We start from the raw sequence: 7,359 nt of genomic DNA, 5'->3' as shown, positions 1-7,359 counted from the left end.
GGGTCGAGGAATTGCTCGCGCTCGTCCAGCTCGAGGGGCTGGGCGGCCGCTATCCCGCGCAGCTCTCGGGCGGCCAGCGCCAGCGCGTGGCGCTCGCGCGCGCGCTTGCGGTCGAGCCGCGCATCCTGCTGCTCGACGAGCCGTTCGGCGCGCTGGACGCCAAGGTCCGCAAGGATTTGCGCCGCTGGCTGCGCGCGCTGCACGATCGCGTCGGCCTCACCTCGATCTTCGTCACGCACGATCAGGAGGAAGCCCTGGAACTCGCCGACCGCGTCGTGGTGATGAACAAGGGGCGGATCGAGCAGGTGGCGACGCCCGAGGCGCTGGTCGCCGAACCCGCCACCGGCTTCGTCCACGGGTTCGTCGGCGAATCGAATCGCATCGCGGTGGAAATCGCCGGCGGCCGCATCATTGTCGACGGCAAGACGCTGGCGCTGGAGGGTGCTACCGGCGCCGACGGTCCGGCCGATCTCTTCTTCCGGCCGCACGACATCGCTCGCACCAGCGATGCCGCATCGGCGCTGGCGGCGACGGTCGGTCATGTTCGTCCGCACGGCGCGCTGTTCCGCGCCGAGGCGCACGACCAGCATGGCGCGCTGATCGAACTCGATCTGCCCGAGGCGCCTGCCCCCGGAAGCCCGATCACGGTGCTGCCGACGCGTTTCCGGCTTTTCCCGCGCTAGAGGCTGTCCTGTTCAAGATGAAGCGTCACCCAGGCCTTGGGCCCCTGGCCGCTCAACAATGGTTGCGGCGATTTTGCGCGGCATCGTGGCGCTTGTCGAGATGACGGCCGAGCAGGCCGCCGCCCACGACGCCGGCGGCGATACCGATCGGGCCGGCGCCGAGCGCGGCGGCGGCCAGACCGCCCCCGCCCGCACCCGCGAGCAGACCGGTCCTGCCGCTGCTTCGCTTGCAATGCCGGTAATACCGACGGTTATGACCATGATATTGCCGCTCGTGCGACACCTGCGCGCGGGTCTGCGCGGGTGCCGCCACCGGCGTCATCAGGCTGAGGGAGAGCGCGACGATCGTAAGCTTGCCGTTCATGGGAATCACTCCATTTGCCATGCTATAACGGCTCGGTAACGTTTTCGTTCATGAGGACGCACATCGCCTAAAGCGTCGCGGCGATGGCGCGGAGCGCGGCGTCGGGGTCTTCGGCCCGGGTGATCGGGCGGCCGATCACGAGGATCGAGGCACCCGCATCGAGCGCGGCGCGCGGCGTGATCACGCGCTTCTGATCGGCGGTCTCCTCGCCGGCGGGGCGGACGCCCGGGACGACGAAGAAACCTTCGCGCCAGAGCTTGCGCGCGGCGGCGACCTCATAGCCCGAGCAGACGACGCCATCGAGCCCGGCCTCGCGCGCGAGCGCGGTCAGCCGCTCGACCTGCGCATGCGGATCGGCGCCGACGCCGATCGAGGCGAGGTCGCTCCCGTCGAGACTGGTGAGCACCGTGACCGCGACGACCCTGGTTTCCGGAGGTGCTGCCGCCTTGGCGTCCTCCATCATCGCGCGTCCGCCGGCCGCGTGGACGGTGAGGATCGCGGGGGCAAGCCCGCGCAACGCCTGGATCGCGCTCGCCACGGTATTGGGAATGTCGTGGAGCTTGAGATCGAGGAAGATCGGCAGGCCGAGCGCCGCGACCTCCTTTACGCCGTGCGCGCCATGGGCGGCGAAGAATTCCAGCCCGAGCTTGATCCCGCCCGCATGCGCGCGGACGCGCCCCGCCAGGGCAAGCGCGCGCGACAGGTCGGGCGTATCGATCGCGACGAAAATCCGGCTCGGCATCAGAATGCGTCCGACAGCGGCGGCGCGGTCTCCGGAGACGGGGCTGAGGCGGGCACTACCGGCGGGACGAGCGCGAGCGCCGCGGCCCGTTTGTCGCTCCGCCAGCGCGTAACGCGATGATAGACGTACAGCGGCAGGAACCCGACGAGGAAGGCGATCAGCAGCAGCAGCGGCAGCTTGGCATCGGCCTGGAGCCCGCCGAACAATGTGATCGTCACGGTCGTCCAATTCTTGAGCGAAAAGACGACGAGCAGCACCGTCACGACGACCCAGAACAGCGTGCGCAGGAAGTTCATGGCCCCTGCTTAGCGGCGATTGGCGATCCACGCCACTTTGGCGATTGCCAGCACCTCGCGCGTCGTATATGTTCTTGCTTCGTTCGTCGGGAATCGCCGTGGCAAAACCTCAACGCCGCTATGTCTGCCAGGCCTGTGGATCGGTCTCTTCGCGCTGGCAGGGCCAGTGCGGCGATTGCGGCGAGTGGAACAGCCTGGTGCAGGAGAATGGCGGCACGGTGACCCCGTTCGCCGCCAAGCATGATCTGCGCTCGGGCGGGCGCGCGATCCCGCTGCTGGGGCTCGATGCCGATGTCGTGCTGCCAGATCGGCTCAGGACCGGGATCGCCGAACTGGACCGGGCGCTGGGCGGAGGGCTGGTCTCCGCTTCGGCGACGTTGATCGGCGGCGATCCGGGGATCGGCAAATCGACCCTGCTGTTGCAGGCGGCGGCGCGGCTAGCGCTGGCCGGATCGCGCGTCGCTTATGTTTCGGGCGAGGAGGCCGCCGATCAGGTGCGACTGCGCGCGCGGCGGCTCGGCCTGGGCAACGCCCCCGTCCAGCTCGGCGCCGCGACCTCGGTGCGCGATATCCTCACCACGCTCGATCAGGGGGCGCCCCCTGCCCTGCTGGTGATCGATTCGATCCAGACGATGCATTCGGACCTGATCGAGGGCGCGCCTGGTACGGTGAGCCAGGTGCGCGCCGCCGCGCAGGAATTGATCCGCTACGCCAAGGAGCGCGGCACGGCGCTGGTGCTGGTCGGCCACGTCACCAAGGATGGAGCGCTCGCGGGGCCGCGCGTGCTCGAGCATATGGTCGATACCGTGCTCGCGTTCGAGGGCGAGCGCAGCCATCAATATCGCATATTGCGCGCCACCAAGAATCGGTTCGGCGGCACCGACGAAATCGGCGTCTTCGCGATGGCCGAGGGTGGGCTGGAGGAGGTCGCCAACCCCTCGGCGCTGTTCCTCGCCAATCGCGCCGAGGGCATGGCGGGCGGCACCGTCTTCCCCGCAATGGAAGGGACGCGGCCCGTTCTGGTCGAAATCCAGGCGCTGGTCGTGCGGCTGGCGAGCGGTGCCACGCCGAGGCGATCGGTGGTCGGCTGGGACGGTGCGCGGCTGGCGATGGTCCTCGCGGTGCTGGAGGCGCGCTGCGGGCTGAGCTTCTCGACCGCCGAGGTCTATCTCAATGTCTCGGGCGGCTATCGCATCATCGATCCCGCCGCCGATCTGGCGGTGGCGGCGGCGCTGGTCTCGGCGCTGTCCGAACGGCCGGTGCCCGCCGAGACGATCGCGTTCGGCGAGATCGCTCTCTCCGGTGAGGTCCGCGCGGTCAGCCATGGCGGGCTACGGCTGAAGGAGGCCGCCAAGCTCGGCTTCACGCGCGCGCTGGTGCCGGCGGGATCGAAGGACGGCAGCGCGGGAATGAAGCTCGCGCATTTTGCCGGTCTCGGTGCGCTGGTCGATCATCTGCTCGGGCGGTGAGTTGCGCCTCTATCCGTGCGCCAGCAACGCCTCGGTCTGCGCGACCGCCGGCGGCGTGCCGACGTCGAACCAGAGTCCCTGGTGGACGATGCCGTAGAGCCGGCCCGCCGCGATCGCCTTGTCGAACAGGCGGTTCATCGAGAAGGGCTCGATCGCAATCCCATCGAACAGCCGCCGGGCGATCAACTGGACGCCGGTGAACACGAACGGCGCCACCCGCCCCGGCCGCCGCCGCGCCAGCTTGCCCGACGCGTCCATGTGAAAATCGCCCTGCCCGCGGTGGCAGTTGGCGCGCGCGAGCGGGACGAGCAGCAGCAGCACATCCATCGTCGCATCGTCCCAGCGGTCGCACAGCAAGCGGATCGCATCGACCGGGCCATCGAACCAGAGATTGTCGCTGTTGACCGCGAGGAAGAGATCGTCCTCGATCAGCGGCAGCGCCTTGGCGATCCCGCCGCCCGTCTCCAGCAACAGAGCGCGTTCGTCCGAGATCAGCACCTCGATCCCACGCGCGCGGCGCATGTGCGATTCGAGCGCGTCGGCGAGATAATGGACGTTGACGACCGCGCGCGCGATCCCCGCCGACCGCAGCCGATCGAGCGCATGATCGATCAGCGGCTTGCCCGCGACCGCGACCATCGGCTTGGGGCGGGTGGCGGTGAGCGGGCGCATCCTTTTGCCCAGCCCCGCCGCCAGCACCATCGCGGTGCGGACCGGCGGCGACGAGGGGCTCGGGCGAAGCGCGCGCGGCGGCTCGGCCTTCATGCGCCGGGATCGCTCCAGAAGGCGGCGCGTTTTTCCGGCGGCACGGTGCGATCGAACCAGGCCTTGACCTCCGTCAGCGCCGGATGCGCGAGATCGCGTTCGAGGTAGCGCCAGACGCGCGGCTGATAGGCGAGGTAGCGCGGCTTGCCATCACGCTTCCACAATCGGGTGAAGATGCCGAGAATCTTGGCGTTTCGCTGCGCGCCGAGAATCGCGTAGGCGGCGGCGTCGATCGCGCCGTAGCGATCGAGCATCGTGCGCTCGATCTCGGACGATACCTCGCGCCGCGCATCCTGAAGCAGCGACACGAGATCATAAGCGGGGTGCCCGGCGAGCGCGTCCTGGAAATCGAGCAGCCCCAGCCCGCCGTCCTCCAGCAGCATGATATTCTCGGCGTGATAGTCGCGCAGCACCGTCACCGAACGATCGGCCGCGATCGTCTCAAGCGCGCCTTGCCACGCCTGCGCATAGCCGTCGTCCGGGCCGATGCCGACGGCGGGGAGATACCATTCGGGGAACAGGCCGGCTTCGCGCTGGTAGACCGCCATGTCATAGGCGGGCAGCGCGCCGCCATCGGCGCGGTGCAAGGCGCGGAGCAGATCGATCGCCTGCGCATAGATCGGCGTCTCGCGCGCAGGATCGGCGGCGATCACCTCGGCCATCCGCGCATCGCCGAAGTCCTCGAGCAGGATCAGCCCCTGTTCCAGATCGCGCGCCAGGATGCGCGGCGCGGCGAAACCCAGCGCCTGGAGATGCTCGGTGACCGCGATGAACGGGCGGCTATCCTCATGCTGTGGCGGCGCATCCATCAATACCGCCGAGCGGCCCGGCGCGCGCGCACGGAAATAGCGGCGGAACGAGGCATCCCCGGCAAGCGGCTCGACGCGCGCATCCCCCCAGCCGGCGCGTGCGAGGAAGGCCGGCGCCGCCTCGGGCGGGATCATCGCGGCGGCGGGGGTGGCCATCGTTCCGCCCATGCCGGGCCGACGGTCCAAGTCAAGCGCCGCCCCTCGCCTTCGACCGCGAATCGCAGCGCCAGCGCCTCGGGCCAGCGCGCCAGGCCATGATCGGCCCATTCGATCAGCAACGCCGAATCCGCCAGCGCATCCTCCAGCCCCAGCTCCAGCACATCCGCCGCCGCCGCCAGACGATAGAGATCGACGTGCCAGACCGGCAGGCGGATTTCGGGCGGCGCATAAGCGATGACCAGCGCGAAGCTCGGGCTCGGGGCATCGCCTTCCAGCCCCAAGGCGGCAAGCAGGCCGCGCGCGAAACTCGTCTTGCCGCTGCCGAGCGGCCCCGAGAGCGTGACGACGTCGCCGACGCGCAGCAACGGCGCGAGCGCGCGTCCGACGTCATCGGTCGCCGCGGCATCGGCGAGGAGGATCGCGGGCTCAGGCATCGGGCGCGATCGGCAGCCTGATCGCTATGCACGCGCCCGTCGCCTGCTCGAAGCTGACCGACAGACTGCCGCCATGTTCCTCGACGAGCTGCCGCACCAACGGCAGGCCCGCCTCGAGAAGGCCGCCCCCGCTATCGATCTCCTCGGCCGGGCGGATCGACGGCGCGCGGATCAGCAGTTCGGCCGACGCGTCGTCGCTTCTGGTCTCGGTAACGACCTGGGAACCCGGCGGGAGCTGCGCGATGATGCCGCGCAGCAGATGATCGAGGCATTGCAACAGGCGCCGCCGATCCCCCGCGACGATCGGAGATTCGCGCGCGAGATCGAGCGCCAGCCGCGCGCCAGCCTGCGCGGCCGCGTCGGCGACGGCATGGGCCGCTTCCCGCGCAATGTCGTTCAGCCGCTCCGGCGCGAGATCGAGCGGCAGGCTGCCGATCTCGCTCTGCGTAAGATCGAGCCCGTCACCGATGACCGAGCGCAGACGCTCGACGCCCGTCAGCACCGCATCGAGATATTCCTTCGCCACCGGCGCCAGCGGGCCCGCATAGCCCTCCGAAAGCATCTCGGCATAGCCGGTGATCGTCGTCAGCGGCACGCGCAGCTCGTAGCTCATGTTGGCGACGAAATTGCTCTTGAGACTGTTCGCCTCTTCCAGCGCTTGGTTGCGATCGCGCAGGGCATCCTCGATCCGCCGGCTGGCGGTGATATCGAGCAGGGTGAAGAGCGCGTTGCCGTCGGGCAGCGGCACCGCGCCATATTCGAAATGCCGCCCGTCGCTCAGCGTCAGCCGGCCAGCGCGCTGCTGGCGCTCGATCGTGGCGAAGCGCACGATCTCGCGGATCTGCGCGGCCTGCTTCGGCTCCTCCAGACGGGGCGCGATCTCCTGCGCCAGCGCGTCGACGCGGGGATGCTGGACGAGATATTCCTCGCTGAGGCCCCAGAGCTCGCGGAAGCGGTTGTTCCAGAGGTGGAGGCGGCCGTCGCCCGCGAACACGCCGATCGCCTCGAACAGATTGTCGAACGTCGCCGCGCGCACGCGCAGCAACGTATCGCGCGCGCTGGCGAGCTGGAGATGCTCGGTGCGATCCTCGAAGATGACGAGCAGGCCGCGATCGGGCAGCGGCTGGGCGACGACGCGGAGATGCGTCCCCCCCGGCAGCAGCCAATTCTCCTCGACCGGCTCGGCCGAGTTGAACCAGGCGCGGCGATCGGCGCGCCATGTCGGAAAGTCGCGGCTTTCCGGAGCGCGCTGCGACTCGCGCATTCGTTCGAGCACGCGATCGAATTCGGGCCGGTCGGCCAGCCAATCGGCATCGAGCGCGAGCAGGCGGAGGAAGTGGCGGTTGTAAAAGGTCAGCGCGCGGTCCGGCCCGAATTGCGCAACGCCCGCCGACAAGCGATCGAGCATCGCGCGCTGCGCATCGGCGAAGCGCGCGAGATCGGCGCGCGCATCCTCCTGATCCTGCATGTCGACCGCGAAGCCCGCGACGCCGCTGCCCGCGATCGGCACATCGGTGACGCGCATCATCCGCCGCTCGCCCGCGATGATCGCGGCGGCGGTGCGGGTGGTGGGTGCACCCGCCGTCGCGACGCGCTGGGCGATCTCCGCCGCCGTGCCGTCGCCGCCGGCGTCGATCA

General features: G+C 69.6%; 9 protein-coding genes. 2 read left to right on the top strand and 7 right to left on the bottom strand.

Features of this window, described 5'->3' with window-relative positions; genetic code table 11:
* Nucleotides 1-683 (top strand): sulfate/molybdate ABC transporter ATP-binding protein (locus tag HUU94_RS12850; RefSeq protein ID WP_174275046.1); only part of this gene is annotated, 683 nt, incomplete at its 5' end.
* A 52-nt stretch (nt 684-735) separates the two neighbouring features.
* Here HUU94_RS12850 and HUU94_RS10580 read toward each other — a convergent pair.
* The 3 genes from HUU94_RS10580 to HUU94_RS10570 form a co-directional block, all read right to left on the bottom strand.
* Nucleotides 736-1,047, bottom strand: coding sequence for a hypothetical protein (locus HUU94_RS10580; protein WP_174275045.1), 312 nt, complete (start codon nt 1,045-1,047; stop codon nt 736-738).
* A gap of 67 nt (nt 1,048-1,114) precedes the next feature.
* Entirely contained in the window at nt 1,115-1,789 is a 675-nt protein-coding gene (gene pyrF, locus HUU94_RS10575) for an orotidine-5'-phosphate decarboxylase (protein WP_174275044.1), read from the bottom strand.
* Complete coding sequence (locus tag HUU94_RS10570; protein ID WP_174275043.1) at nt 1,789-2,085, bottom strand: hypothetical protein; 297 nt, start codon at nt 2,083-2,085, stop codon at nt 1,789-1,791. The genes pyrF and HUU94_RS10570 overlap by 1 nt, the downstream gene beginning before the upstream one ends.
* 98 nt (nt 2,086-2,183) lie before the next feature.
* Here HUU94_RS10570 and radA point away from each other — a divergent pair, with 98 nt between their 5' ends.
* Nucleotides 2,184-3,554, top strand: coding sequence for a DNA repair protein RadA (radA, locus tag HUU94_RS10565; RefSeq protein WP_174275042.1), 1,371 nt, complete (start codon nt 2,184-2,186; stop codon nt 3,552-3,554).
* Nucleotides 3,555-3,563: 9 nt separating this feature from the next.
* On the opposite strand, the gene HUU94_RS10560 is transcribed toward radA, so the two are convergent.
* The 4 genes from HUU94_RS10560 to HUU94_RS10545 form a co-directional block, all read right to left on the bottom strand.
* Nucleotides 3,564-4,319, bottom strand: a complete 756-nt coding sequence (locus tag HUU94_RS10560; RefSeq protein ID WP_174275041.1) for a nucleotidyltransferase family protein — start codon at nt 4,317-4,319, stop codon at nt 3,564-3,566.
* Nucleotides 4,316-5,263, bottom strand: coding sequence for an aminoglycoside phosphotransferase family protein (locus HUU94_RS10555; RefSeq protein ID WP_174275047.1), 948 nt, complete (start codon nt 5,261-5,263; stop codon nt 4,316-4,318). Before HUU94_RS10555 ends, HUU94_RS10560 begins: the two co-directional genes overlap by 4 nt.
* Complete coding sequence (gene tsaE, locus HUU94_RS10550) at nt 5,260-5,721, bottom strand: tRNA (adenosine(37)-N6)-threonylcarbamoyltransferase complex ATPase subunit type 1 TsaE (protein ID WP_174275040.1); 462 nt, start codon at nt 5,719-5,721, stop codon at nt 5,260-5,262. Before tsaE ends, HUU94_RS10555 begins: the two co-directional genes overlap by 4 nt.
* Nucleotides 5,714-7,359: sensor histidine kinase (locus tag HUU94_RS10545; protein ID WP_174275039.1), on the bottom strand; the 1,646-nt coding region annotated here is incomplete at its 5' end. The genes HUU94_RS10545 and tsaE, both read right to left, overlap by 8 nt.

It is taken from the genome of Sphingomonas bacterium (assembly GCF_903644055.1).
GTDB lineage: Bacteria > Pseudomonadota > Alphaproteobacteria > Sphingomonadales > Sphingomonadaceae > Sphingomonas_I.
This window is presented reverse-complemented; position numbering and strand designations above follow the sequence as displayed.